Here is a 24,751-nt window from a genome sequence, read left to right as displayed (position 1 = left end):
CATTTCGAAACGATGACTTACCTGATAGATCAGAGACGAAAAATCAATTTACAGAATAACTGAATATTTAGGAGTTCTATATTATGAGTCAAAATATCGCAAGTTTTATCACTAAAACCCTCGAACAAGCGGGCGTAAAACGTATTTGGGGAGTAACTGGCGATTCACTTAACGGCATTAGTGAAAGTCTGCGAAAAATGGGAACAATTGAATGGCTAGGAACGCGACATGAAGAAGTTGCCGCATTTGCAGCCGGTGGCGAAGCGCATTTATCAGGCGAGCTTGCGGTATGTGCGGGCTCTTGCGGGCCAGGTAATCTTCATTTAATTAATGGCTTATTTGATTGTCAGCGAAATAATGTACCAGTATTAGCAATTGCCGCACATATTCCTTCATCTGAAATTGGTAGTAGTTATTTTCAAGAAACCCATCCGCAAGAATTATTTAAAGAATGCAGTGTGTATTGTGAAATGGTGTCGAGCCCTGAGCAAATGCCGTACCTGCTAGAAACCGCAATGCGACAAGCAATATTAAACAAAGGCGTTAGTGTACTTGTGCTACCTGGCGACATTGCATTAAAAGATATGCCTAAAGCTATTAAGCCAAAATGGAACGTGCCAAAACCAGCAACTTATACCCCCGCTTTATCTGATATTGAAGCAATGGCGACTCATCTTAATAAAAGTAAAAAAGTAACCTTGTTATGCGGCGCTGGTTGTAAGGATGCCCACGACGAAATTGTTGCGCTAGCCGAAAAATTACAAGCACCGATAGTGCATGCTATGCGTGGTAAAGAATTTATTGAGTACGATAACCCTTACGATGTTGGCATGACCGGATTTATTGGTTTTGCGTCGGGGTATCATGCAATGCAAGAAGCCGATACGTTACTTATGATTGGTACTAGTTTTCCTTATCGTGCATTTTATCCCGAAAATACCACCATATTGCAAATCGATAATCAGGCCGTGTCACTCGGGCGACACGTACAAATTGACTCTGGCGTGTTAGGGGATACAAAAAATTCAGTGACCACTCTGCTTGATTATATTAAAGGTGAACGGAGCAGTTCGCACTTAGAAAAGAGTGTTGAACACTACAAAGAGTCTCGACAAGATCTCGATGAACTAGCCAGTGGCAAAACCTCGCAAAATTTAATTCACCCGCAATACCTAACGCGTTTACTCAACGAGCAAGCGGCTGACGATGCTGTTTTTACTTGTGATGTAGGTACGCCAACAGTGTGGGCTGCGCGTTATTTGTCAATGAATGGAAAGCGCCGCTTAATTGGATCGTTTAATCATGGCTCTATGGCAAATGCCATGTCGCAGGCAATGGGGGTTCAATCTGTAGATAGAGACCGCCAAGTCATTGCAATGTGTGGTGATGGTGGCTTTTCGATGTTAATGGGCGATTTAATCTCACTTAAGCAGCTTAATTTACCAATAAAGATTGTTGTTTATAATAATCACTCACTTAGTTTTGTGGCTATGGAAATGAAAGCCAGTGGGTTTTTATCAAGCGATACCGATTTAGAAAACCCAAGTTTTGCTAAAATTGCAGAGGCCTGTGGCTTAAAAGGGATTCATGTGGACGACCCTGAAAAATTACCATCGGCAATGAATGAGATGATGAACCACTCAGGACCTGTTGTTTTAGAAGTCGATACCGCAAAACAAGAGCTTTCAATGCCGCCGCAAATTAAATTAGAGCAAGCAAAAGGCTTTAGTGTTTACATGATGAAAGCGCTGATAAATGGCAAAGGTAATGAGATTATAGAGCTTGCCAAAACTAACTGGTCACGTTAGTTGAGTTACTTCCCTGTTGAGTATTTTGGCTCAATAGGGAAGTGTAAATTAGAAGTCGGATATGATTAAAATGTAAGGTTTTTTAGTATAGTGTTGGAATCACTACGATGCTTTTGAGCTCACTCAAGTGCGATGTAAAGAGCTAAAACACTTAGCATTGGCAGTATTGCTACTTGGTAGTTGATTGAGCTTAATGTTTCACTCGCTTTACTCAATCAAAGTAAAGCGAGCGCTCAGTATCACTTACAAACTCTTTTTAGGCGGTAGGGCGACGTTTGCAAATATTAGTCCTGCAACAAGCGACATAAATATTAAAAACGTTTGTTGGCCTATGTGTTCTGCGTATATAAAGTCTTGGCCTTCAATTAGTGAGTTTAAGCCAATATAGGTTTTGCTACCTGGTACTAATACAATTAAGCCTTGCATGGCCACAATAGAGGCTGGCGCATTAGCAACGCGGTTAAACAAGTTACTAAATATACCCACCGATAAAGCACCCACAAACGTACCTAACGTGTAATCAAGATACATAGCCGAGCCAATACTGGTGCCATACGCTATAAAGCCTGATGCAATAGACCAAACCGCATGCTTAAGTTTGGTTCTAAAAATCACGATTAAGCTGCTACAAAGTAAAAATATAGCCAGCCATGCGGTCCATTTTGGTAATGGCTCAGGTTGTACAAAGTCGGCTTGCCCAAAGAGTGCAAAGCCAATACCTATACCAATGAAACCACCAAAATACAGTTTAAACAACAGCATAAACGAGTCCATTACCCTTGCTGTGCCCGACACTAAATGCCGCGCTGCAAGCTCTGCTAAACCAAGCGCAAGTGCTAAACCGGGTATAAATACAATAATGGCCGAAAGTACTACCAAGCGTATATTTATTTCAGGCGTTATATACACGCTTACTGCACATGCAAGTACTGCTGATATTATGGCAACTAATGGCTCAAGCATGTGAGCTACGCGTTTTGAGCGACCAGACCAAAGCACAAACACATAAACGACTAAAGTAAGCAGCGATGACCAAATAACATCAGTCCAGCTAGTACCCATTAACATAGCAAACGCACCACCAGAAGTTGCAAAGGCAACGCCCGTTGTTAATTTATTATATGGGTTTGGCATCACAAAAATTGCGTCTAGCTGCGCATCAACTTCTTGTAAACTTAGCTTGTCGTCAAGCATTTGGTTTACAAGGTCGTCGGTGTCGGCAAGTGAGCCTAAATCGTGATCGCCAGGGTCTACACGTGCAACGTGGGTGTACTCATCTTCGTGGCCATCGGTCCAAATAACAAACGTTACAGAGGTTGGCGACATAACAAATGACGATTTAAGTCCTAAGTAAGTAGCCACTTCCATTAGGTGGGCTTCTAGGCGGTAGGCTGGGGTGCCATACTTGTGAAGCATTTTACCCAATTTAACGATAAATTTGCGTTTTTCTGTAAAGGTTGCAGTTTTCAAATCTTTTTGGACCAAATATTGCGATAACTAAGCTAAAAATATAGACAATACAGCTAAAACTGCCCACGTTTGATGGGCGCGATTTTAAACACTAATTGGTGTGTGTCTAGTCATTTTTAATCTAATTTTTTATTTTTTTCAGCTATCCATTGCGACATGTATTGAGTGCTGCGCATTGTATGATGTTTGAGCATTTGGCCTGTGAAGTTTTTTTCGCGATGAGCGCTTAAATCGCAACTTATTGAATCAATTTTTTTAATTAACGCTGCGCTTAATTGGGCTTTATCGTACAGCGTATTAAGGAGCGTGTTGCCATCTTGCTGCGCTTGTTCAAAGTCACTTTGATTGGTGTACATTTCAACAGCAGCATTGGCAAAATCGTCGGCGGTGTTGGCTATTTTACCAGGCCATGGTAAATCGTTATGCATGCCCTCTGCACCAATATAGGTGGTAACGCTAGGTGTTTGCATAATCATGGCTTCAAGTAATTTACCTTTAATGCCTGCACCAAAACGAAGTGGTGCTAAACATACGCGTGCGCTTTGCATTACATCAAACGCATTATCGGCCCAGCCTTTTATTAAAAACCCTGTTTTAGGGTTATTTAGTGCCGTGGCTTTTGGTGGTGGGTAAGAGCCATAAATATGTAGTTCTGCTTTTGGGAGTTGCTTGCGAATAAGTGGCCATATTTTTTGTAAATAAAGTACAGCATCCCAGTTTGGCGCGTGTCTAAAGTTACCTATAGTCATAAAGTGCTGGCGCTGCTCAAACGTTTTTGTACTTGTAGGCAGTGAGCTTAAGTCAACCATAAACGGTAAATGGTGTAATAAGCTTGGCTCTATTTTAAATACGCTGTTTAGCAGGCTCATTTCATAACTTGAAATAATTAAGCTCAGGTCGCAGCGTAAAATAGCGGCAATTTCGCGTTTTGCTATGTCTGAATGTAAATCGCTGGTTGTAAACTCGCGCTCACCTTTAAACGCTTCGTGGCGAGCATTACGTAGGCACTGTAAATCTTCGGTATCTAAAATTTTAATTGCGTGTGGGCAATGCTTATCGACGCGCCAGCCAAATTGTTCTTCCATCATAAAACGGTCAAACATGACTATATCTGGATTATAGGCTTTAACGTATTCGTCAAAGCTGTCGCAGTTTAATGCAATGCTTTGGCTGGTTATGCCGAAGTCGTCAAGGTTTACCATGTGATCTGTGCGCTGCGCGGGCGTTGCAAATTCAACGTCCCAGTTTTGCGCTCTAAATGCATTTAATAACGACATCATGTGCGTTCCCGCAGCAGACGAATTTGGCTCTGGCCATACGTAGCCAATTACCAGCACTTTTTTCATTGGCTAGAATCTCTAATTTGTAAGTTTACATTTACCAGTGTTTTTACTGGCGGGGCTGTATTTTGTAGTAGCTCTTGCAGTATTAAAAGGCACCGCTTGGCTATATCGGTTGTACTTATAGCCACGGTGGTTAAGTGATTATTTATAACCGCGCTATTAGGAATATGGTGGCAACTCACTACTTTAATAGAGTGATGAGTTAATGAGTTAATAGCGGCAATAACACCTTGAGCAATAATATCGTTTGAACACACCACTGCGTTTAATGTGGGTTTGTGTTTATATGCTTCCATAAATGCATTTTTAGCGCTAAGGGCTGTGTTTACTGCGCAGTCAATGGGTGCTAATGGTGTAATGCTGTGCTGCGCGCATGCGGTATTAAAGCCACTTTGCAGTGCTTGTGAATCACTTAAAGTAAGTTCACTGCCTATAAATGCTATGTTTGTCACGCCTTGTGCGAGTAAATGCATACTGGCTACGTGGCTGGCTTTTTTATAGTCGGGTAATACACACGGAGCTGCGCTAAAGGGCACTTCACTCATTAAGGTAATTACTTTGTGTTGCGCGCTGAGCGCATCAAGCCATTTGGGGCAAGTATTAGCAACGGGGCAAATAATAAATGCAGCCGCGTTGTATTCTTTTAAGTTTTTAACTGCGTTTGCTTGTAGCTCAAGGCTATTATTACTGCTTACAATCATGGCTTGTAAGCCATTGTCGTTTAACAAAAGTTCTAAGCTGGTAGCAAGGTGTGCCATAGCTGGGTTAGTTAAATCATTTATTACTATGGCCACTAAGTTAGAGCGTTTTGAGCGCATAGCAGCGGCATCACGATTATAAACGTACCCTAGCTCATCTATCGCTTTGAGTATTTTTTGTTTACTTTTATTGCCCACTTTATCGCTTTGGGTAAGTACCAAAGATACGGTTGATTTTGATACACCAGCACGCTCTGCAACATCAAAAATAGTGACTGATTTGGCTTTGTTATGCATTGTATTTTAAGTACCGCAGTGGTGAATAAATAGCGCTGTAGTTTAGCTTAATCAGCACTATTAAGTCATCTTTTAGAGGTGTTTAACTTACCTTAATACTTTATGAACAAAGCAAAACGTGTTTATATACGCCTATAAGAGTAAAAAATAACAAAAGGATAAAAACATGAGCGCTTTTAGGCTGTTAGTTGCCTTTATTTGTTGTGCGGCATTAGTACCAACAAGTTACGCCGAGCAGGGCTATCAAACCCCATCACCCGAACTTGCAGCATTGGTTGATGCTAAGTTAGCACCCACTAGTTACTTATCGAGCGATGGCCAGTGGTTAGCGCTTTTTGAACGCAAACGTGTAGTAACCCTTGATGAACTTGCAAAAGAAGAGCTTAAGCTTGCTGGTATTAAGCTAAACCCCGCTAATTTTTCGCGCTCTCGTGTGAGTGCCAAATTTAGTGCCGTGGAGCTAAAGCATGTTCAAAGCGGGTCGGTTATCAGTATTAATAACTTACCTAATGGCATTATTCGCTCACCTAAATGGTCATCTAATAGTCAATATTTAGCCTTTATTGTTGAGCAATCAGCCCAAGCCAATTTATGGCTTTACAGCGTTGAAACCAAACAAGCAAAAGAGTTAACTAGCGCTGCATTAAATTCGGTACTAACTGCATCACCATATAAATGGCTGCCAGATAGCAGCGCCATTGTTGCAAACCTCGCTGTTAACTTTGGCAAGCCAAGGCTTGAAAATAACAGCCAAAATGTAGTGCCTGTTATTCAACAAAGTACTGGCGAAAAAGCGCCTGCACGTACTTACCAAAATTTATTAACAAGCCCGTTTGATGAATCACAATTTAAATTTTACGGCCAAGGGCAATTGGCTTACGTAACGCTTGATGGTAATACTCAAGCAATAGGTAGCCCTTCTTTATTTAAATCATTTTCGGTATCACCTGATTCTACCAATATATTAGTCGCCGGTATTAATGAGCCGTTTTCGTATCAAGTGCCTTACAGCCGCTTTGCAAGCACGTGGCAAATATGGGGCATGCGCGGCTATGCATTAGCAGAGCTGGCAAAACAACCACTTGCCGATAACATTCCACAAGGTTACGACAGCGTACGCACAGGCCGCCGTAATTTTGAATGGCGAGCCGATCAGGGCGCTGAAGTTATTTGGGCCGAGGCGCAAGATGGCGGCGACATGAAAACTGACGTTGAGCATCATGATTATGTATACAGCTTGCGTGCACCATTTAAACGCGAGCCTAAATTATTTGCCAAAGTAGAACGCCGTTATGCAGGAATGGAGTGGGGCAACGAAAACGTAGCAATGCTGACAGACTGGCGCTTTAGCGATCGCCAAGTACGTACTTACATAGTACAGCCACGAAATGCCGACAGAAACCGCGTTTTGTTTTCAGAGCGTAGTTACAACGACGCGTATAAAGATCCAGGTAATGCAATTTACGAGCGCAACGATTTAGGCGCAAACGTGATTAAAATTGTAGGCGGGCGTTATATTTACCTGCGCGGTAATGGTGCTTCAGAGCAAGGTAATGTGCCGTTTTTAGATAGGTACGATGTTAAAACAAATAGCAGCAAGCGTTTATGGCAATCAGAAGCGCCATACTACGAGCGTGTACGCGCTCTGCTTGACGACGAAGGTGAGCGATTTATTACTATTCGTGAATCTAAAACTGAGCAACCTAACTTTTTTATACGCAATTTAGATAACGACACGCTAACGCAATTAACGACATTTGAGCATCCGTATCCTGCATTTAAAGGGGTAACTAAAGAGCAATTACGTTATAAACGCGACGACGGTGTTGAGCTTTCGGGTACGCTTTATTTACCACCAGGGTACGATAAAACACAAGGCCCGTTACCTGTACTTATGTGGGCTTACCCACTTGAATACAAAGATAAAGCCGTAGCATCGCAAGTTCGCGAATCGCCTTATGCGTTTACCTACATTGGTTATTGGGGCCCAATGCCTTACCTTGCTAAAGGGATTGCCGTGTTTGACGACCCTAAAATGCCAATAGTGGGTATTGATGGCAGCGAGCCAAACGATAACTTTAGAAAGCAGTTAGTATCAAGTGCGCAAGCAGCTGTTGATGTATTAGTTAAAAAAGGCATTGCCGATAAAAACAAAATTGCCATAGCAGGGCACTCATACGGTGCATTTATGGTTGCTAACTTATTGGCTCATAGTGATTTATTTAAAACAGGTATTGCCCGCAGTGGTGCGTATAACCGCACATTAACGCCGTTTGGTTTTCAAGGAGAAGAGCGTGATTTTTGGCAAGCACAAAGTGTGTACGCTAATATGTCGCCGTTTTTCCATGCTGAAAAAATTAACGAGCCAATGCTAATGATCCACGGCCAAGAAGACCCTAATTCGGGCACTTTCCCTATGCAAAGTGAGCGCATGTACGCAGCGCTTAAAGGCTTAGGTAAAGACGCTCGCTTAGTAATGCTCCCTTATGAAGCACATGGTTACCGTGCGCGTAAAAGCTTATTACATGTGTTGTGGGAACAAGAACAGTGGTTAGATAAGTATTTGTTAAATGATACAGCAGAGCCAGTAGAGGTTATTACTGACCCCGTGGTAAGTGCTGGTCAATAGTAATAAAAATGAGTAAGCAACAGCGCGGCTACTTATAGCCGCGTTTTTGCTTTTAATATGAGAGTAAATTAATGATTGATGTAGCAGCACTTGCGGTTTTTATTCCTACCTTCTTTTTTGTGTCGATAACGCCAGGTATGTGTATGATCCTTGCCATGACACTCGGTATGAGCATTGGCGTGCGCCGCACATTATGGATGATGATAGGTGAGCTGTTAGGTGTAGCAAGTGTTGCTATAGCTGCGGTATTAGGCGTTGCAAGCGTAATGCTAAATTACCCAGATGCGTTCGCTATTTTAAAGTGGGTAGGCGGTGCGTACTTAATTTATATTGGCGTTAACATGTGGCGAGCCAAAGGAAAAATGTCGGTCGATACCTCAAAACCAAGTGACGTAAGTAGGAAGTCGTTATTTACGCAAGGTTTTGTAACCGCAATTGCTAACCCTAAAGGGTGGGCGTTTATGATTTCACTACTGCCACCCTTTATAAGTGTTGAGCATGCTGTAGCCCCTCAGCTTTTAGTATTGCTTGGTGTTATAATGACCACCGAGTTTTTAAGTATGTTAGCTTACGCAACAGGCGGTAAAAGCTTACGTTTATTTTTAAGCCGTGGTGATAATATTAAATGGATGAACCGTATTGCTGGTAGCTTAATGGGGTTAGTTGGAATTTGGCTTATTTTTGGTTAGCTCAAAAAGTGGTTGATATTGTCAATTAATTTGTTATAGTTGATTTTGTCATCTATTTAACGCTTAAGGCATGCCCAAAAATGAGTACACCCGTATCAGCAAACCCAGTAATGGTTGAGCCTAAAAAAACACCTGTAATTTATAAAATACTGGTTATGGTAAGTATTATTACCTTAATTGGCGGTACTCTAACTGGCATTATGACTTATGTGAATGTGGGTGTTACAGAGCATTTTTATGCAGATTGGTTTACCTCATTTATAAGTGCAGTATTGGTTATGGCGCCTGTTGGTTTTGTAATGATGACCTTAATGCATAAGCTAGTTAATAAGTTATTGCCTAGTAGTAGCGAGCTAAAACGTAATTTAGTGATTAGTGTTTTTATGGCGCTGATCATGGAGTCGGTGATGGCGTTTGTTACCGCTACTAATAATATTGGCTATGCAGATATGCGTGTATTTGTAACTGGATGGGCTGAAGGGTTATTAGCCGCATTACCAATAGGTTTAACTATAATGCTGATAATGTCGGTTAAGGTAAAACCTAAAATAGAACGCTTTTTAAAAAGCTAATAACAAAAAAGAGCCATTGGCTCTTTTTTGTTATTTAGTGTTTACCTGCTCTTTAAATTGCACGATTCAAAAAAGGTGCTGTTCGGCTTATTTTAGATTGGGCTACCTCTGTAGGTTTCCCTTGCGCTACAATTAAGCCGCCTTCTTCGCCAGCACCGGGTCCTACATCAATAACCCAGTCACTATTGCGGGCTACTTGCATATCGTGTTCAACCATAATGACGGTATTGCCAGCATCAACTAATTTATTTAACTGCGACATTAACATTGATACATCCGATGGATGCAGGCCTGTAGTTGGCTCATCAAGAATATAAAGTGTGTTACCGCGCTGCGTACGTTGCAGCTCCGTTGCTAATTTAATACGCTGCGCTTCACCGCCCGAAAGCTCAGTGGCAGGTTGCCCTAAACGTAAATACCCAAGACCTACTTGCATAAGTGCATCGAGTGATCGCAGTATTGCAGGCTCATTTTCAAAAAAGGTATATGCCGATTCAACCGTTAAATTTAGAATATCGCTGATGTTTTTATCACGATATGTAACCTCAAGTGTTTGCTCGTTATAACGTTTGCCATGACACACTTGGCAAGGTGAATAAACGCTAGGTAAAAACAGCAGCTCTATACTCACAAAGCCAACGCCTTCACAGTTTTTACAGCGACCTTTAGCAACATTAAACGAAAAGCGACCAGCATCGTAACGGCGCTCTTTCGCTTTTTGGGTAGAAGCAAATAGTTTACGCACATGATCAAATAAACCCGTATAGGTAGCTAAGTTTGAACGAGGGGTACGGCCAATCGCTTTTTGATTTACGGTAATCAGGCGGCTTATATTATTTATTCCTTCAATGATTTTTCCGCTGGTGTGTGTTTGCAGTTCTTGTTCGAGTAAGTCGGCTTCGTCGGTGGGGGCTTCCGGTATTACTTTTTGCCCAAGTGCTTCGTAAACAAGTTCTACTAACGCTTGGCTTACTAGGCTTGATTTACCCGAGCCCGAAACCCCAGTAACGGTTGTCATAACACCCAGTGGAAATTCTGCATTGAGTTTTTTAAGATTGTTACGCTCAATATCAGCTAATTTTAACCACGCTTTTGGCTGACTTTGCTCCTTTTTTTGCGCGCTGTTTTGAGTAGACTCTTGACTGGCGTTTTTAGCAAAAAGGTGGCGGGCAGTGTGCGAATTTTTTACTTTGCTTAACCCTTCAACAGGGCCGCTGTAAATAATGTTGCCACCATGCACACCGGCATCAGGGCCTACATCAACAATCCAATCGGCATGTTTAACAACGCTAACATCGTGTTCAACAACAAATACAGAATTGCCAGCCGCTATTAGCTCATCAAGCGCTTTTAAAAGTGCTTGAGTGTCTGCAGGGTGTAAACCCGCTGAAGGTTCATCTAACACGTAAACTACCCCAAATAATTTAGAGCGAATTTGTGTGGCAAGTCGCAACCGTTGTAGCTCTCCGGGTGAGAGCGTTGGCGTTGTACGCTCAAGCGACAAGTATCCTAAACCAAGCATGGTTAGTGCTTCAATACGGGTGAGTATATCGCTGGCAATGCGCTGCGTAACAATGGCTTGCTCTGGATTTTTTGTATTTTTATTTACTTTGGTATTGGCGGCGTTACTTAGTTTTTTAGCAAGCTCGTTTAATGTAAGTTGAGATAGATCGCCAATATCAAGCCCTGCAAATTTAACACTTAACGATGCTTGTTTTAATTTTTTACCTTGGCAAGTAGGGCACTGCGATATTTGCATAAACTGCGATACGCGCTTTTTAGTACGCGGGCTTTGGGTAGTAGCAAAAGACTGTAAAACAAAGCGTTTAGCGCTTGAAAAAGTTCCCATGTAGCTTGGATCTTCGTTATTTTTTATCGCATTCTGTGTTTGCTCATAGGTGTAATCTGGGTATACCGGCACAGTAGGTGTTTCGTCGGTAAATAAAATCCAATCCCGTGCTTTTTTAGAAAGTTTGTTCCAAGGTGTGTCTATGTCATAACCAAGCGAGGTAAGTATACGGCTTAGGTTTTTACCTTGCCATGCTGGTGGCCACGCTTCAATGGCGCGCTGGCGAATAGTTTTTGTATCGTCTGGCACAAGTAGCTTTTCGGTTACTTCAAACACTCGGCCTATTCCTGAGCATTCTGGGCACGCACCTTGTGGCGTATTCGGCGAAAACGCATCAGCATAAAGTATACCTTGGTCTTTTGGGTATTCACCTGCGCGTGAGTAAAGCATACGTAGCGCGTTAGAAATAGTTGTTATGCTGCCAACGGATGAGCGAACCGACGGTGCGCCGCGTTGCTGCTGCAAAGCAACGGCAGGCGGTAGCCCTTCAATAGAATCAACATCGGGCTCATCAACTTGATCTATCAACCTTCGGGCGTAAGGCGATACTGAATCAAGATAACGGTGCTGCGACTCAGCAAACAGCGTTCCAAACGCAAGCGACGACTTTCCAGAGCCCGATATTCCTGTAAAAACAACCAATGCGTTACGAGGTAAATCAACGTCTACATTTTTTAAGTTGTGAACGCGTGCCCCTCTTACTTGAATGCTATTACTGGGATCAGATAAATCCATTGTTGAGTTTTTATGTGTGCTTGCCATACGTTTATACTCCTGTTTAATCGCGCTTTTTACTTTAAGTTAGCTTTAATTATTTACTCTTATCACTCGTTATTACCTCAAAGTAGCGCAAGCACACTGAATGAGCGCTTAGTCTGTAGTGGCGCAGCCAAAGCGCTGGATAAAATTGTGATGATTGTTTGTTTACATAATAGGTATGGAATGCGAATATAATTTAAACAGTTATTGTTATGTAATTTATTAGGTAATTTACTAGGTATTTTACTAGGTAATAAAAAGGAACTCACAGTGAAGAAAGCCTTAGTGATCATTTTATTGGTGCTTTCGTGGGCAAGCCAAGCCGACTCTATCAAAGCGCTAAATGTTGACCGTGCAGTACCAAATAGCATGCACTTATCGTTTGCAAACGATAGCAACATAACCCCTAAAAAAGGGGATTTTAAAATCGTTAATTATGTATTAATGAGCAATGAAGAGGGCGAACGCTGGGCTGTTATAACGCTAACTAACTTATCGTCGGGCAATCGAGAATTAGGCGAGGAGCACTTACTTGCACTTTTTGCTGACGGCAGCCGATTTATGCCAATGGAATTTAAACTCGGTTTTAAAGGCAACGAAACACAATCGGTAACTGTATCGTTTGCCGATTATAAATTCCCTATTTTAAGTGTGTATTCGAGTAACGACCAGTAGCATATTGGATAAGTTAAATATGCAGCAATTGCTTTAACTTATCTGCGCCGGCTCTGCTGGTGCTTAGTTCAGATTTAATATCGTCATTTACAATCACCATAAGTTTGCCATTAAACCAGCGCTGTATTTCTTTAATGTGGTCAATATTAACCAAATAACTGCGGTGGATTCGTACAAAGTTATGTGCTGCTAAAGCATGCTCAAGCTGATCAAGTGTATCGCTTAAATGATGAAATGTATCGCCATTCCACGCCAAACTATTGCCCTGCTCCGATTTAATAAATTTAATATTACTAGGGGAGAGTAAAAATATGCGCTCACCACTTTTACTAATGAGCTTATTTATAGTGTTTTTGGTTAATGTAAACGTTTGCTCGTTGGGTTCGTGATTGACTAGGGTATGTGCACGTTGTTGCTCTAATTGCTGCTGCGCTTTGGCGAGAGCTTTTTTTAGCCTAGCAATAGGAAAAGGTTTGAGTAAGTAGTCAGTTGAGGCGTGCTCAAAAGCTTCAATAGCAAATTGGTCATACGCGGTTGTGTAAATAATAATGGGCTGGTAGTTAAGTAAATCAATAAGCTCAAGGCCGTTAATTTCAGGCATTTGAATATCAAGTAATACCACATCAGGGGTCAGCTCATTGATTAATGTAATAGCCTCTTTGCCATTTGTAGCCATAGCCACCAATTCAACATGCCCCATTAAACTTAATTGATGGCTTAATTTTTCGCGAGCGGGAAGCTCGTCATCGGCAAATAATACGCGCATTTTAGTAATAGTATGTTGCTGGTTTTTGCTGTTCATAGTGCTAGCTCCAACGTAACCACTGCACCATTATTATTGCTCAGTAGTACCTTACTTTTACCAAGTTGTTTGACGCGCTTGAGTATGTTTTTCATCCCTACACCATTGCCATGCCCGTGCTTTATTACATCGCTCGAAAAACCCTTACCATTATCGCTAATTTGTATTTTAACGCCGTTTGGAAGCTCACTCAGGGTTATATTAAGTATTAGAGAAGTTTGGTTGGCGTTGTGTTTAATGGCGTTTTCAATAATTGGCTGAATAAGTAGCGGTGGTAGCGATATGTCTTTAAGCCTATTGGGAATATGGTAATTAACCTGAAGTTTATCGCCAAAGCGTGCTTTTTCAATATTTAAGTATTTTTCTATTATTGTAAGCTCTTGCTGTAAAGGTATTTGCTGTTGCTCGGCGGTATCAAGGGAGTACCTTAAAATATCAGCAAGTTCATGCAGTACTTCATCGGCTAAATCAGGGTTTGTATGAATATAGGCCGAAATTGTATTTAAGCTATTAAACATAAAATGAGGGTTTAGTTGATATCGTAATGTAGCAAGTTGGGCTTGTTTAAGTGCGTGTTTTTCGGCTGTTGCGCGTTTTTTGTTTTCAATAAAAATACTGGTAAAGTAAATACACGATCCCCAAAGTAAGCCGTTAAATACAACAAATACTCCCATCGATTTATGCCCATCAAAAAGCTGTGTGAGTAATATATCGGTAAGCACATTACCAAGTGCCATAAATACAACTGCAATTAACCATTCAAATGCTATTTTGTTAATGTGTTTATTGCGAAGGTAAAAAATAACTGCTGCCGCACTCCAAACAGGAACCCAGTAAAAAGTTACGAACCACACAGTTGCAGCGAGTGCACTACCAGTAGTAAAGGGGGCGGAGTTCGCGATTATTAGCCCAAGGGCATAAGCAATATCTACAATAAGTAGAGTAAAAAAGCTGTATTTATAAAATGGATGTTTGAGCATAGTATGTGCTTCTTTTTGTAAGTGATTAAACCATAACAAAAAACAGTCAAAACCCAAATGATTTTGTGTTTTGACTGCTACTCATTTAAAAGTAAGTTAGCTCTTTGATTTGTAGTGTGTTTTTTAATGACTCAATGCTTGCGCCTGGCATTTTACGCCACATTAAGTTAACCCCAGTTAATTCTGTTGCCGACCACGTAACTGGGCTACCAAAACCAAATTGTTTAAGTGTAGTGAAGGGAATATCAAGCGTGGTCCATTCATCGCGCGGCTTTAAAAGTACACTAAAGTGATCCCAATCTTTTACATCACTATGATAAACAGACAAAGCAAAAGGCGTGGTAGACCCTTTATACGTTAAGCGCACACCTTTAAATGCTGAAGCATCAGCCGGTGATGTAAATTTTATTTCAGCGCCTGCCCACGCGCCAAAGCTTGTTGGCTTTGTAATGGTTGTATCTATAGTTAAGCTATTTTTATGCGTGGTAAGCGTTGCCACAGACTGACCACCCATTACCGAGTCGCTTAAGGCTTGCCATGGTGTATCACCGGTAAAATCATCAATAACATGCTGCGCTTGGCTGCTTTTAATTACTTCATTACAAGTGGGGCCTTGTGGCTTTATGGCTTTGTTTTGAGCAATAAGCGCTGGGCGGTCTACTTGTATACCTGCTTTATAAACCTCTGAGATTGTGTGAATATGGTTTATATCATCAAGTGGGTTTTGCTTAAGCAGTATAAAGCTTGCCTCAAAGCCTTTAGCAAGCTTACCAATACTATCTGCTTTATTGATCGCTTGTGCGCCGTTAACCGTTGCCGCATTAATTATTTCACCATTAGTTAGGCCCGCTTTTTTAAGTGCATCTAACTCGTTATGTAACCCTGTTCCATGGATTGTGTATGGGTTTCCGGCATCAGAGCCGGTGCCTATAGTGATATTAGCTTTATGTAACTTTTGAATATTTGCATAAGCGGTTTTACGTTCACTCCATGCGTGTTCTTTCCATTTTGAAGGCGCAGGCACATTTTCAAACAAGCACTCTTGAAGCTTTTCGGGAATGGTTTTTAGTAACTCGTTTTGTGAGCTAATAGTATGGTTATGCTTTTCATCGCTATGGTTGTGGTACACCGCAAGGGTAGGAATGTAGGTTACATTATGCTGTTTCATTAGCGTAATAAACTCATCATCTATCGCCTCGCTATTAATACCGTGGGCTAAAGCCGTTGCACCGGCCTTAATAGCGCGTTTGCCATCATCTAGTGTAGAAACATGCACAAAATACGGTAAATTAGCCGCTTTAGAGCGCTTACCAAGATCGCTTAATTGGCTATCAGTCAACGATTTACCCACACCGCCAAAGGTTTCAATAACCGCTTTAGTTACATGGGGTTGGGTGCTTATATGTTTTTTCCATAGCGCTGCTATGTCTTCATTTTTGGCAATTTCGTAAGCGTTGCCACCAAACTGCGTGCCATGCCCGCCAGGGTTGGTAAACAATGTACCTGCATAAAAAAGGTTAGGGGTTAGTTGGGCTTCTTCTAATTGAGCGGCTTCGTTTAGGGTTTGCTCAAACGAAAACAAATCAACAATGTTAGTTACGCCTAAATACAAATTAGAATTAAAGTGCGATTTAACCGGCAAATACTGAAACTCAGTAAAGTTACTGCCTGATGAACCCAAATGTACATGTAAATCAATTAAACCAGGTATTGCATATTGGTTGTTGGCATCAATAGTTTTATCGGCGTTTTGTAGTGGGTCGGTCGCTTTAGCAACGTTTACAATTTTACCATCGTCAATATAAAGCGAACTCGGCGCAGAAAAGCTTTGCGAATTACTTTGGTATACACGAATGTTGTCGACTCGCAGGTCAATGGCATGCGCACTAAAGTGGCTTGTTAAACTCAGTGCTATAACTGTTTTTGTAATAATGTTCATCACTATATTCCTTATCAAAATAGGTATTTGGCGTTTTGTTGATAAGGAATTTAGCGAGTTTTTTAACCTGCTTCATTAATGTTTATCTGAATCGACATTTTTTGCCGTTGAACCGACACTAAAGTAAATAAACGTAGTGGTGCGCTCAGACTGACTGAACTAAATATTATGAATTAGCGATAGATCCCTTCGGCGGGTATGCCTATTTTAAGACAGGGTTTTAAAATTTAATCTTGTTTGAATGACTTTTAAAGGCGGCTAGGAGCGATTAACAGCCGCTCAAGCATCTTGTAATTGGAATCCATTTTTCTCTATAGCTGACGTTCGAACCTGCTTTACTAATGCTAACTATTAGCCGAAAGCTGACATTAGTTTTTGTAAAAGAATAAACAGATTATTGGTAATTCAAACCAATATATACTGCATGTTTGAGGGCTAGTGTAAGCTCGTTGCTGCCTTTGAACTTCCATCACTTGATGCTCATTTGAGCCTAAAGCAGTCAGTAATGAATTCGGTTTCAAGATCACTTTGTGAGTATAGAAGACGCTAGCATTTAATTTTTACACAGATTTATAATGAATTAATCATGTCAAATTACTGAAAATTATTAATAATAATGTAAATTAACAACTTAAATCGAGCAACCGTTAGTCAACAAAATTGACCCATTACTAACATTCTTTTTTTGAGGTGGTTTAACTATGGATGCCCTAGTTATGCTATAGGTGATTTTAGCAATTAAGCACTAAACTCTTCCCTAAGCGAGTGACAAAATTGGATCAAACGGGCACCTTTAAAGCTTTTGGGCTGGAAGACCTGCCTGATGGGGAAATTTTGCCATAGATTGACAGCTTAGTTATATTTAGGATGTCTAATTTGGTTCGACTCTCAAAATGAAAAACTAACTTGCTAGCACCAAATAAAATGTTTAAATTTAGCTGTTTAGCTTAATTGCAACCGCTGGTTGACAAATTAACAACTTGACTTGCTGGTCTGCAACTACCTGACTTTCTATGCTTACCGCTCAACAACAAATGAAGGAATGAACTTTATGATTTTAGCAGAAAAGATTGTCAGATTAAGAAAACAAGTTGGTTGGTCGCAGGAAGAATTGGCTGAAAAGATGAATGTTTCTAGGCAGTCAGTGTCTAAGTGGGAAAGCACTAATAGCATACCTGATTTAAATAGGATAATTATATTGGCGGAGCTTTTTGACGTGTCTACTGACTTTCTACTAAGAGATGAGAATGAAGCTTTTGATTCTCATGATGAAAATAAAAAGCCTGATATCATTCAAATTAGTTTAGAACAAGCAGCAAAATATATTGAAAATAAGATGGAAGTGTCAGCCTTAATCACTAAAGGAGTTATACTTTGTTTATGCTCAGTAGTACCTTTGTTTTTCTTCTTGGCAATGGCTGAAACCAATCGATTGAACCTGACAGGCAATATCGCAGCAGCGATAGGAGTTGTGTGTATTGTAGTTATGGTCTCTATGGGAATAAATTTTTTTCTCAGAGGCAACCAATATGAAAGCGATATAGCGGTAATAGATAATGAAGCATTTGAATTAGCCTATGGTGTACATGGTGTTTTCAATGAAAAATTAACAAAGTTCAGACCTACCTATAATCGAAGATTATCGTTGGGTATATTTATGTTCATTATCAGTTTTGCACCTCTTATGTTTGCTAGTATGCTTTTCAGAGGCCCAAGTATAACTCTAATGATGCTAATTGTACTTATGCTCATCATAGCCGCTGGGATATACATTGTGTCTCCTGTTGCGGCTAAATACGAGGCTTATAACAATATTCTAAAAGATGGGCCTCTAGATACCGTAAAGAGTAGACGTGTAAAACGTGCTGAAAAACTCGCTGCATTCTACTGGCCTTTGCTAATCGCTATCTTTCTTGGTTGGAGCTTATGGACTATGGATTGGGGCGTAACTTGGATAATTTGGCCTGTAGGGGCTGTACTTTTCGCTGCACTGGTTGGATTAATGGAGTTGCTGGATAAAGAAGAGTGATGAACATGATATGCATCTTTATCAGCGATACAAAAACCTAATCTTAACCAGTAACTTTCTAATATGGCAGAGATTAGGGGGATACAAATAAGTCATCTAAATATAAATACTTGAACAACCGCTATGCTGGCATTTACGATCATCAATCTAGACCTAAATTCAAATACTATAAATGGCACTTTAGCGAAGTTCGGCTGTGAGCGTGAGGCAGACTGTGAGAAATTATGATGTATGAAGTCAATACTCGTCTCCTTGGTTATTACATTTTATGAACGTTCGTTACGAGCGTTCATGTTTTTTACTTTATATAAATGAATTATACCCTATGGTAAGCTTTTAAAAGCATTGTCAATGCTCTTAAGCTACATAGATTTAATAGGTACTCTTAATTGCTTTTGAGGTTTGATGGTTTGCATTAATAGGCATAGTGATACCAAAGCCACACCTATCCAACCAATTATCTTAAACCTTTCACCAATAACGAAAACGGCTAAAACAGTTGCAACTAATGGTTCTATTAAGGTAATTAATGTCGCTTTACTTGCATTTATATAATTCAAGCCAAAACCAAATAATAAGTATCCTAAAAACATTGGAATTACTGCCATATACAAAGATACCAATGCATTGGTTGCGCTTGAAAATAAGTTATCACCTGTAAACCATAATGAAGGGAGTAACAATAAAGCAGCACAACCAAACAGTCCTGACATTGACGATTTCGAATGAACTCCACTTTCAATTAAACTCCTTGCTGCCCATGAATAACCTGCATAGGTTAATCCAGCAATACACCCCAAAAGAATACCCAGGCTCTGTTGATTAATACTGTATGAAGGATCATTACTCTGATCTCTACCTAACGTTAATAAAGTAATACCTATAGCTCCAATAACAAAACTCAGTACCCATTCCAGTGATATATTTTTTTTACTAATTAGGCTTTCAAGGATTGCAGCAAAAAAAGGTGCCGTAGCAATTGAAACTACAGTGCCAATTGCAACACCTGATAAACGCATTGAAGTATAAAATGCTAATGGATAGATAGCGACAGAAGCGGCACCTAAAAGTAATACCTTAGGCTGTGAAATCATGAGCTTATAATCTATAAATAACGTTTTTCGTGCTGTAATAACAAGTAGCACTCCCCCTATTCCCATAGAGAATGCACCAATTGCAAACGAACTCACATCAGGGGAATAGCTTGCTGCGGTGCCTGTTGTTCCCCACAAAAAACTAGCAATAATGATAGCAATTACACCTTTAAAACTTCCGTGATGACTTTGCATAGTGATACCTGTTTTTTATTATTTCAATACAGAAATTGTATGCTAATGATGAAAGGAGTTTTTAACAATTAAGACGCTATCGTTGACAATAAAGACTAAGTTTACTTTTTGAATTTATTAGGTGGTAGGCCAAAGAATTGTGAAAACTTTCGGCTAAAGGCTGACGGCTCTTTGTAGCCTACTTTTTCACCAATGATTGATAGTGGATAATCTGTGTGTGTTAGTAAAGCTTGCGCTTTTTCCATACGAAGTTTGGTTACGTATTTCATCACAGTCATATTTGCTTGTTGCTTAAATAGTTTCTTAAACTGCGTTTCGCTTAGAAAAGCAGATTCAGCCAGGCGTTTAATGTGAAGTTGCTCTGCAATATTTTGCTCTATGAAGGATATTGCTGTACCAATACGGTTATCTACTTTTGACAATAAAGGTTGCTCTGCAAGCAGTAAACTGAACATTTCAAACATCGCCTGTTCTAATTGAGCATTAACTTTATTTTCTAATTGGTTTTCGATAAAGGTTAAGTAACTTTTAAGGGCTGAGTTAATTGCAAAAACAATACAGTGAGAAGATGAAATATTTAGGGGTAGGTTTTTCATGTCCACAACTACAAATCTAGCTTCAGTATCTGCAGTGAACAAGTGCTCTTCATTGGCTTTAACTACAACACATTCACTTGGCGCAACTTTACCATTGAAATCACCAACGCATATATTTATGACACCACGTAAAGGTAAAACCAATTGATTAAAGTGATGTGAGTGACGGGTTGGTTTTGTGCTATAAGAACGAATGGATAATAGATTTTTCATAATAACAGAAATGTATGGCCTTATTTCATCCTGATTTTGGTTATACATAGTAGAGCAATGGATGACAAAGTGAAGTGTTAGTTTTATTGGCTCTTTAACTTAAACCTCAATGACTGCAATGGTGTGTGAGTTTACATGGCTTAGCAGTCCCACTAAAGGCTTTGAAAGGTAATATCTGCTGTTGGCATTCTCCGCCACTCCACAACATAAAATGTTGATAATAATTGGCAAGGTATTTTACTGTGTCGGATGGCGCTTCGCTTATCCGACCTACACTTACACAAAGCCTCTTATTTGGCGTCTCTTACCGGTAAAATAAAGCGTTTACTCAATATTTATACCTTGCTTTAAAAGGTACTCCACTGTTTTATTAGTATGTGGCTTAAATGCTTTCCAACGGCCGATTGCTTTATTGTTAAGTGGTTGGCGTACTTGTACTTTACTGGCGGCAGAGACCGGTGCGGTGTTTAAGTGAAAGTCTATACACTGTGCTTGCCATTCTAAATTACAAAAGCTAACTAGCTCTTTTATTTGCTGCTCGGGCTGGGCGACTAGTTTTTCGTATTTTACTAATTTTATATTGCTATGCAGGGCGCTAAAGTGCTGCATGAGTTTATAAAAGCGGCTATTTAAAAAAGATAAATCCCCCATACTGGGGGCATTTATCACATTAGTATATGACCTTAATATAATTACTAGCGATGTTATTTTGAATTGGAAATTACTGGCCACTCGTCAACTAAAATGCCATTACCACAATCGTTGTCTGCATGTATTAAATTAGGTTTTAGATTAATCAGTTGTGGGAACGAAATGGTGTAATTGACCTTATAACCGCAAGAGCCAAAAGCAGAGTATAAGCGCAGAGACTTTAATTCATTCCCTATTTCACTAACTTCAATACTGCCGGTAATTAAATTAGTTTGCTTTAGCTCCCACTTATTATCAATAAAAGTAGGTTCTGACCAAGTTATGGGGTAAGCCATGTTAGTTAACGTCTTGACATAATAGGTCAAGTAACTGTCTTGATATGCTCCAGTGTTGCAAGCTAATGCAAGCAATTTATCACCCGAACTTAGCTTAAAAACTGAGACAAATCGATTGTTATGATGTTCGTCTTTGATAGAACAGTTGTCGTTTTTATTTAGTGAGCCAAGAAGCTTTTTTTGAGTTAATAGCTCAAAATCTAGAGGCAACTTTTGACCAGAGGGTATCTGCATTTTTAAGGGTTTATTATTCTTAATATCTGCATTGAGTGAAGCGGCATTAACATGCGAGCATAATAAAAAGATCATAACAAATAAGGTCATATTTAATTTCACCAAGAGTTAATCCATAAAAGTATATGTGTATTAAGCTAACGCTACATTTGTTGAGAATAATAACTTTTCAAATTCAAATGTACCTCGTGACGCTTTCAATAGTCGCTCAAAAATTATAGCGTCATTAGCAATCTCTAAAGCGTGATCTTGACCATTAATTATTCTCCTAGCTCCAATATAATTAGAAGTTGCACCTGATATAAATTGGCCTAGCTTCGCTTTAGCAAATAAACCTTCTCGCATGCCATAAGACATTATTGCATATGCAATTTTATGATTAAGTGCTAGGTCTGGATTTATATAGAGCTTATCTCCAAGCCCTAAAGCATCGCCAACCTTTTTATAATTATAATCCCATGTTAATTGTACATAACCCCTTCCGTAATATATGTTTTTTTCTACAGTTGAAGTAGTTGGAACATCGTGTACGCTACCATACAGCTTACCTTTTCCTTTTCCCCACTCTTTAATTGGTTTCCAGGTACGTCCGCACTCACGTTTTACTGTCGCTAACATGTAAGCAATCCATCGGATATCGGTAATGTGAGGATCCATTACACACTCAATCAAGAGTTTTTTTAGATCATTAAATGCTTGCTCATTAGGGAACTGCTTTTTATATATTTTAATGAAGTGTTCATAATCAATAACTTGAACTTGATTTAAAAGGGCAGCTTCTTTGTGCTTTTTTAGAAAGTTCTGACTTAATGAGGCTACAAGTGCTTTGTGAGTTAAATCATCAGGTATAACTTTTTTACTTGGGTGTTTATTACCCAATGCAGCGGATTGAAATAGCTTTAGTTGCTCTTAAGTTTTACTACCATAATATCCATCGGGCTTTAGTACTTTTTTACCGAAATACTTTTTTGTGGTACCTAATAAAAGCCTTTGTAGTACTAAAACATCTAGTGGGGCATTCCTAGCACCGTGACCAACACTATTAGTTAACCTTGTTATATTTACTAAGTTTAGTTCTTTAAATATTAACATTTTAATCCTTTAGTAACTATACCACTCACTATGTGGCCCCTTCAAGGGAACATTAGCTGAATTTTATTCCATTTATATTATTCCTTTTCTATCAATATTTGTCAGTAAGCATTGGCAACTGTGTTAGTTTGATCGTCACAGTGCTTATATTTATTTTAAAAAGTAATTACCTGACTATAAATTAATTAAGCGAATTTATATAAAATAGAAGTGATATTTCATCCTATAATATCTTGTTGTTTTAAGTAGGTCTCAGCCTCATCAGTATGGGGCTTAAATGCCTTCCAACGGCCAATTGCTTTGTTGTTAAGTGGTTGGCGTACTTGCACTTTACTTGCAGTAGAGACCGGTGAGGTGTTTAAGTGAAAGTCTATACACTGTGCTTGCCACTCTAAATTACAAAAGCTAACTAGCTCTTTTATTTGCTGCTCGGGCTGGGCGACTAGTTCTTCGTATTTTACTAATTTTATATTGCTATGCAGGGCGCTAAAGTGCTGCATGAGTTTGTAAAAGCGGCTGTAAAATTTGGCAGTGTCGAGTAAATCGAGCGAGTACGCGTAGTAGGGGTTATTTATAGTAAATAACTGGCGATAGTTACCAATGCAGGTGTCCATTGGGTCGCGTAGCATGCAAATAATTTTAGCGTTTGGCAGGGCTTTGGTAATTAAGTCGATATAAAAAAAGTTAAACGGGAGTTTATCTATAAAGTGCTTATGGCTGCCTGTTATTACGCGTGTTGCGTTTAAATAGGTTGACCCAAGCTGATTAAAATCAAGCTCGTAGGCTTTACTGAGTGTTTGAGTGTTGAGCACATGGGGTGTTTGTGTTTGGCTGAGCCTTTTAACACTTAAGCCAAAGTCTTGCAGTTCACCGGCTGACTGCACGTCGCTGTGGCTCGATAAAATACGCTCTACCAATGTGGTGCCAGAGCGGGGCATGCCTAATACAAAAATAGGCTCTGCCGTTGGGTTACCTTGTGTCAGCGCTTGTGTGTGCTGTTCACTTAAGAGTTTAATATGTTCAAATAACTCAGTTGAGCTTTTATGATCAAACGGCTGTACAGCACGTTTTACTACTTTACCTTGCTCTAACGCGGTAAAAGCCTCTGAAAACTCACCAATATCTTGATACTCTTTAGCTAAAGCATGGCCAATATGCAGTTTTGCATCGGGGTTTGTTACTTGCTCAAACACGTTTTTTAAGCGTTCAATATGATTGTTTTGTGTACTTACTTTAGTTAAATCACTTAATGCAAAATGACTTTGATGGTGCAGCTGGTTAAGCGCTATGGCATTTTCAAAAGCGTGTTGGGCTTTATCAAATAGCCCTAAAAACTTAGCACTTACACCGTAGTTATAATAAAACTGAGGTTGAGCTTTGTTAGCTGCTGTAGACAGTGTAATAGCGCGCTCAAAGTAGTTAAGTGCTTGCTCGTGAATACCTGCTTGAGTAAGTGCAACGCCGAGTGTGTCGGCATCAAGTGCTTTAGTTATTTGCTTTAATGGCACCGATAGTGCGGTGTTTTTTGCTTTTTGTAATTCGCCAGTAAGTGCGTAACATTTAGCAAGTTGCGCGGTATATTCAATACTTTTGCCAAGGGTGAGGGCTTTTTCGATGAGCTTTATTGCTTTGTGTATTTGCCCAACAGTTAAATTAACCATTGCCAGCAAAAAATACCCATCAGCAAAGTCTGGTTTGAGTGTAACTAACTCCACTAGGGCTTTGTGTGCTTGCTCTATTTTACCTTGGTTTAGGGAGTGTATTGCGCTTTGATGAAGTTGCTTTAAATTTGGCTGCATGGT

19 protein-coding genes are annotated in these 24,751 nt (G+C 39.8%); 6 read left to right on the top strand and 13 right to left on the bottom strand.

Features of this window, described 5'->3' with window-relative positions; all coding sequences use genetic code 11:
- Positions 1 to 83: 83 nt before the first annotated feature.
- The gene (gene poxB / locus H5157_RS02640; protein ID WP_182724066.1) at positions 84 to 1,808 is read left to right on the top strand and encodes a ubiquinone-dependent pyruvate dehydrogenase; all 1,725 of its coding nucleotides are present in this window, start codon (positions 84 to 86) and stop codon (positions 1,806 to 1,808) included.
- Between the two features lie 243 nt (positions 1,809 to 2,051).
- Here the strand turns inward: poxB and H5157_RS02635 are convergent, their stop codons facing one another.
- The 3 genes from H5157_RS02635 to H5157_RS02625 form a co-directional block, all read right to left on the bottom strand.
- On the bottom strand, positions 2,052 to 3,278 hold the full coding sequence (locus H5157_RS02635; protein ID WP_076924234.1) for a threonine/serine exporter ThrE family protein: 1,227 nt from the start codon (positions 3,276 to 3,278) through the stop codon (positions 2,052 to 2,054).
- A 116-nt stretch (positions 3,279 to 3,394) separates the two neighbouring features.
- Positions 3,395 to 4,624, bottom strand: a complete 1,230-nt coding sequence (locus H5157_RS02630) for a glycosyltransferase family 4 protein (protein ID WP_182724065.1) — start codon at positions 4,622 to 4,624, stop codon at positions 3,395 to 3,397.
- Entirely contained in the window at positions 4,621 to 5,616 is a 996-nt protein-coding gene (locus tag H5157_RS02625) for a LacI family DNA-binding transcriptional regulator (protein ID WP_182724064.1), read from the bottom strand. The genes H5157_RS02630 and H5157_RS02625 overlap by 4 nt, the downstream gene beginning before the upstream one ends.
- A gap of 166 nt (positions 5,617 to 5,782) precedes the next feature.
- On the opposite strand from H5157_RS02625, the gene H5157_RS02620 reads away from it, so the two are divergent.
- From H5157_RS02620 to H5157_RS02610, 3 genes are all read left to right on the top strand, one after another.
- Entirely contained in the window at positions 5,783 to 8,245 is a 2,463-nt protein-coding gene (locus tag H5157_RS02620) for a prolyl oligopeptidase family serine peptidase (protein WP_182724063.1), read from the top strand.
- Between the two features lie 71 nt (positions 8,246 to 8,316).
- Entirely contained in the window at positions 8,317 to 8,934 is a 618-nt protein-coding gene (locus H5157_RS02615; protein WP_182724062.1) for a LysE family translocator, read from the top strand.
- 80 nt (positions 8,935 to 9,014) lie between these two features.
- Positions 9,015 to 9,506: a DUF2798 domain-containing protein gene (locus tag H5157_RS02610; protein ID WP_182724061.1), complete on the top strand. Its 492-nt coding sequence runs from the start codon at positions 9,015 to 9,017 to the stop codon at positions 9,504 to 9,506.
- 52 nt (positions 9,507 to 9,558) lie between these two features.
- Here the strand turns inward: H5157_RS02610 and uvrA are convergent, their stop codons facing one another.
- Entirely contained in the window at positions 9,559 to 12,117 is a 2,559-nt protein-coding gene (uvrA, locus tag H5157_RS02605) for an excinuclease ABC subunit UvrA (RefSeq protein ID WP_182724060.1), read from the bottom strand.
- Between the two features lie 267 nt (positions 12,118 to 12,384).
- On the opposite strand from uvrA, the gene H5157_RS02600 reads away from it, so the two are divergent.
- A complete protein-coding gene (locus H5157_RS02600; RefSeq protein WP_024597346.1) occupies positions 12,385 to 12,789 on the top strand; it encodes a hypothetical protein in 405 nt (134 codons plus the stop codon).
- 13 nt (positions 12,790 to 12,802) lie between these two features.
- Here H5157_RS02600 and H5157_RS02595 read toward each other — a convergent pair whose 3' ends face one another.
- Genes H5157_RS02595 through H5157_RS02585 form a run of 3 tightly spaced genes read right to left on the bottom strand, consistent with a single transcriptional unit; the run spans position 12,803 to position 16,510 of the window.
- Positions 12,803 to 13,591, bottom strand: coding sequence for a LytTR family DNA-binding domain-containing protein (locus H5157_RS02595; protein ID WP_182724059.1), 789 nt, complete (start codon positions 13,589 to 13,591; stop codon positions 12,803 to 12,805).
- Positions 13,588 to 14,628, bottom strand: coding sequence for a sensor histidine kinase (locus H5157_RS02590; RefSeq protein WP_182724058.1), 1,041 nt, complete (start codon positions 14,626 to 14,628; stop codon positions 13,588 to 13,590). The genes H5157_RS02595 and H5157_RS02590 overlap by 4 nt, the downstream gene beginning before the upstream one ends.
- Positions 14,629 to 14,656: 28 nt before the next feature.
- On the bottom strand, positions 14,657 to 16,510 hold the full coding sequence (locus tag H5157_RS02585; RefSeq protein WP_182724057.1) for a CIA30 family protein: 1,854 nt from the start codon (positions 16,508 to 16,510) through the stop codon (positions 14,657 to 14,659).
- Positions 16,511 to 17,561: 1,051 nt separating this feature from the next.
- Here H5157_RS02585 and H5157_RS02580 point away from each other — a divergent pair.
- Positions 17,562 to 18,539 carry a helix-turn-helix domain-containing protein gene (locus H5157_RS02580; protein WP_182724056.1) on the top strand — a complete coding sequence of 326 codons (978 nt, stop codon included), beginning with the start codon at positions 17,562 to 17,564 and terminating at the stop codon, positions 18,537 to 18,539.
- A gap of 362 nt (positions 18,540 to 18,901) precedes the next feature.
- Here the strand turns inward: H5157_RS02580 and H5157_RS02575 are convergent, their stop codons facing one another.
- From H5157_RS02575 to H5157_RS02550, 6 genes are all read right to left on the bottom strand, one after another.
- Positions 18,902 to 19,828: a DMT family transporter gene (locus tag H5157_RS02575; protein WP_182724055.1), complete on the bottom strand. Its 927-nt coding sequence runs from the start codon at positions 19,826 to 19,828 to the stop codon at positions 18,902 to 18,904.
- Positions 19,829 to 19,929: 101 nt separating this feature from the next.
- Positions 19,930 to 20,637 (bottom strand): AraC family transcriptional regulator, encoded by a 708-nt coding sequence (locus tag H5157_RS02570; RefSeq protein WP_182724138.1) that lies wholly within the window; start codon positions 20,635 to 20,637, stop codon positions 19,930 to 19,932.
- A 324-nt stretch (positions 20,638 to 20,961) separates the two neighbouring features.
- Complete coding sequence (locus tag H5157_RS02565; protein WP_310736818.1) at positions 20,962 to 21,306, bottom strand: sulfotransferase; 345 nt, start codon at positions 21,304 to 21,306, stop codon at positions 20,962 to 20,964.
- A gap of 35 nt (positions 21,307 to 21,341) precedes the next feature.
- A complete protein-coding gene (locus H5157_RS02560; protein WP_182711695.1) occupies positions 21,342 to 21,947 on the bottom strand; it encodes a hypothetical protein in 606 nt (201 codons plus the stop codon).
- Between the two features lie 42 nt (positions 21,948 to 21,989).
- A complete protein-coding gene (locus tag H5157_RS02555) occupies positions 21,990 to 22,736 on the bottom strand; it encodes a glycoside hydrolase family 19 protein (RefSeq protein WP_182716833.1) in 747 nt (248 codons plus the stop codon).
- A gap of 431 nt (positions 22,737 to 23,167) precedes the next feature.
- Positions 23,168 to 24,748 (bottom strand): sulfotransferase, encoded by a 1,581-nt coding sequence (locus tag H5157_RS02550; protein ID WP_182724054.1) that lies wholly within the window; start codon positions 24,746 to 24,748, stop codon positions 23,168 to 23,170.
- Positions 24,749 to 24,751: the final 3 nt, after the last annotated feature.

Origin of the sequence: Pseudoalteromonas sp. SG43-3 (assembly GCF_014164385.1) — a bacterium.
Taxonomy (GTDB): domain Bacteria; phylum Pseudomonadota; class Gammaproteobacteria; order Enterobacterales; family Alteromonadaceae; genus Pseudoalteromonas; species Pseudoalteromonas distincta.
This window is presented reverse-complemented; position numbering and strand designations above follow the sequence as displayed.

What these genes read in the sequence shown, in the direction of transcription:
- H5157_RS02620 (WP_182724063.1), top strand. Translation starts at nt 5,783, where the DNA reads ATGAGCGCTTTTAGGCTGTTAGTTGCCTTTATTTGTTGTGCGGCATTA.
- uvrA (WP_182724060.1), bottom strand. Translation starts at nt 12,117, where the DNA reads ATGGCAAGCACACATAAAAACTCAACAATGGATTTATCTGATCCCAGT.
- H5157_RS02595 (WP_182724059.1), bottom strand. Translation starts at nt 13,591, where the DNA reads ATGAACAGCAAAAACCAGCAACATACTATTACTAAAATGCGCGTATTA.
- H5157_RS02575 (WP_182724055.1), bottom strand. Translation starts at nt 19,828, where the DNA reads ATGCAAAGTCATCACGGAAGTTTTAAAGGTGTAATTGCTATCATTATT.
- H5157_RS02550 (WP_182724054.1), bottom strand. Translation starts at nt 24,748, where the DNA reads ATGCAGCCAAATTTAAAGCAACTTCATCAAAGCGCAATACACTCCCTA.
- H5157_RS02560 (WP_182711695.1), bottom strand. Translation starts at nt 21,947, where the DNA reads ATGACCTTATTTGTTATGATCTTTTTATTATGCTCGCATGTTAATGCC.
- H5157_RS02630 (WP_182724065.1), bottom strand. Translation starts at nt 4,624, where the DNA reads ATGAAAAAAGTGCTGGTAATTGGCTACGTATGGCCAGAGCCAAATTCG.
- H5157_RS02615 (WP_182724062.1), top strand. Translation starts at nt 8,317, where the DNA reads ATGATTGATGTAGCAGCACTTGCGGTTTTTATTCCTACCTTCTTTTTT.
- H5157_RS02585 (WP_182724057.1), bottom strand. Translation starts at nt 16,510, where the DNA reads ATGAACATTATTACAAAAACAGTTATAGCACTGAGTTTAACAAGCCAC.
- poxB (WP_182724066.1), top strand. Translation starts at nt 84, where the DNA reads ATGAGTCAAAATATCGCAAGTTTTATCACTAAAACCCTCGAACAAGCG.
- H5157_RS02570 (WP_182724138.1), bottom strand. Translation starts at nt 20,637, where the DNA reads ATGAAAAATCTATTATCCATTCGTTCTTATAGCACAAAACCAACCCGT.
- H5157_RS02610 (WP_182724061.1), top strand. Translation starts at nt 9,015, where the DNA reads ATGAGTACACCCGTATCAGCAAACCCAGTAATGGTTGAGCCTAAAAAA.
- H5157_RS02580 (WP_182724056.1), top strand. Translation starts at nt 17,562, where the DNA reads ATGATTTTAGCAGAAAAGATTGTCAGATTAAGAAAACAAGTTGGTTGG.
- H5157_RS02625 (WP_182724064.1), bottom strand. Translation starts at nt 5,616, where the DNA reads ATGCATAACAAAGCCAAATCAGTCACTATTTTTGATGTTGCAGAGCGT.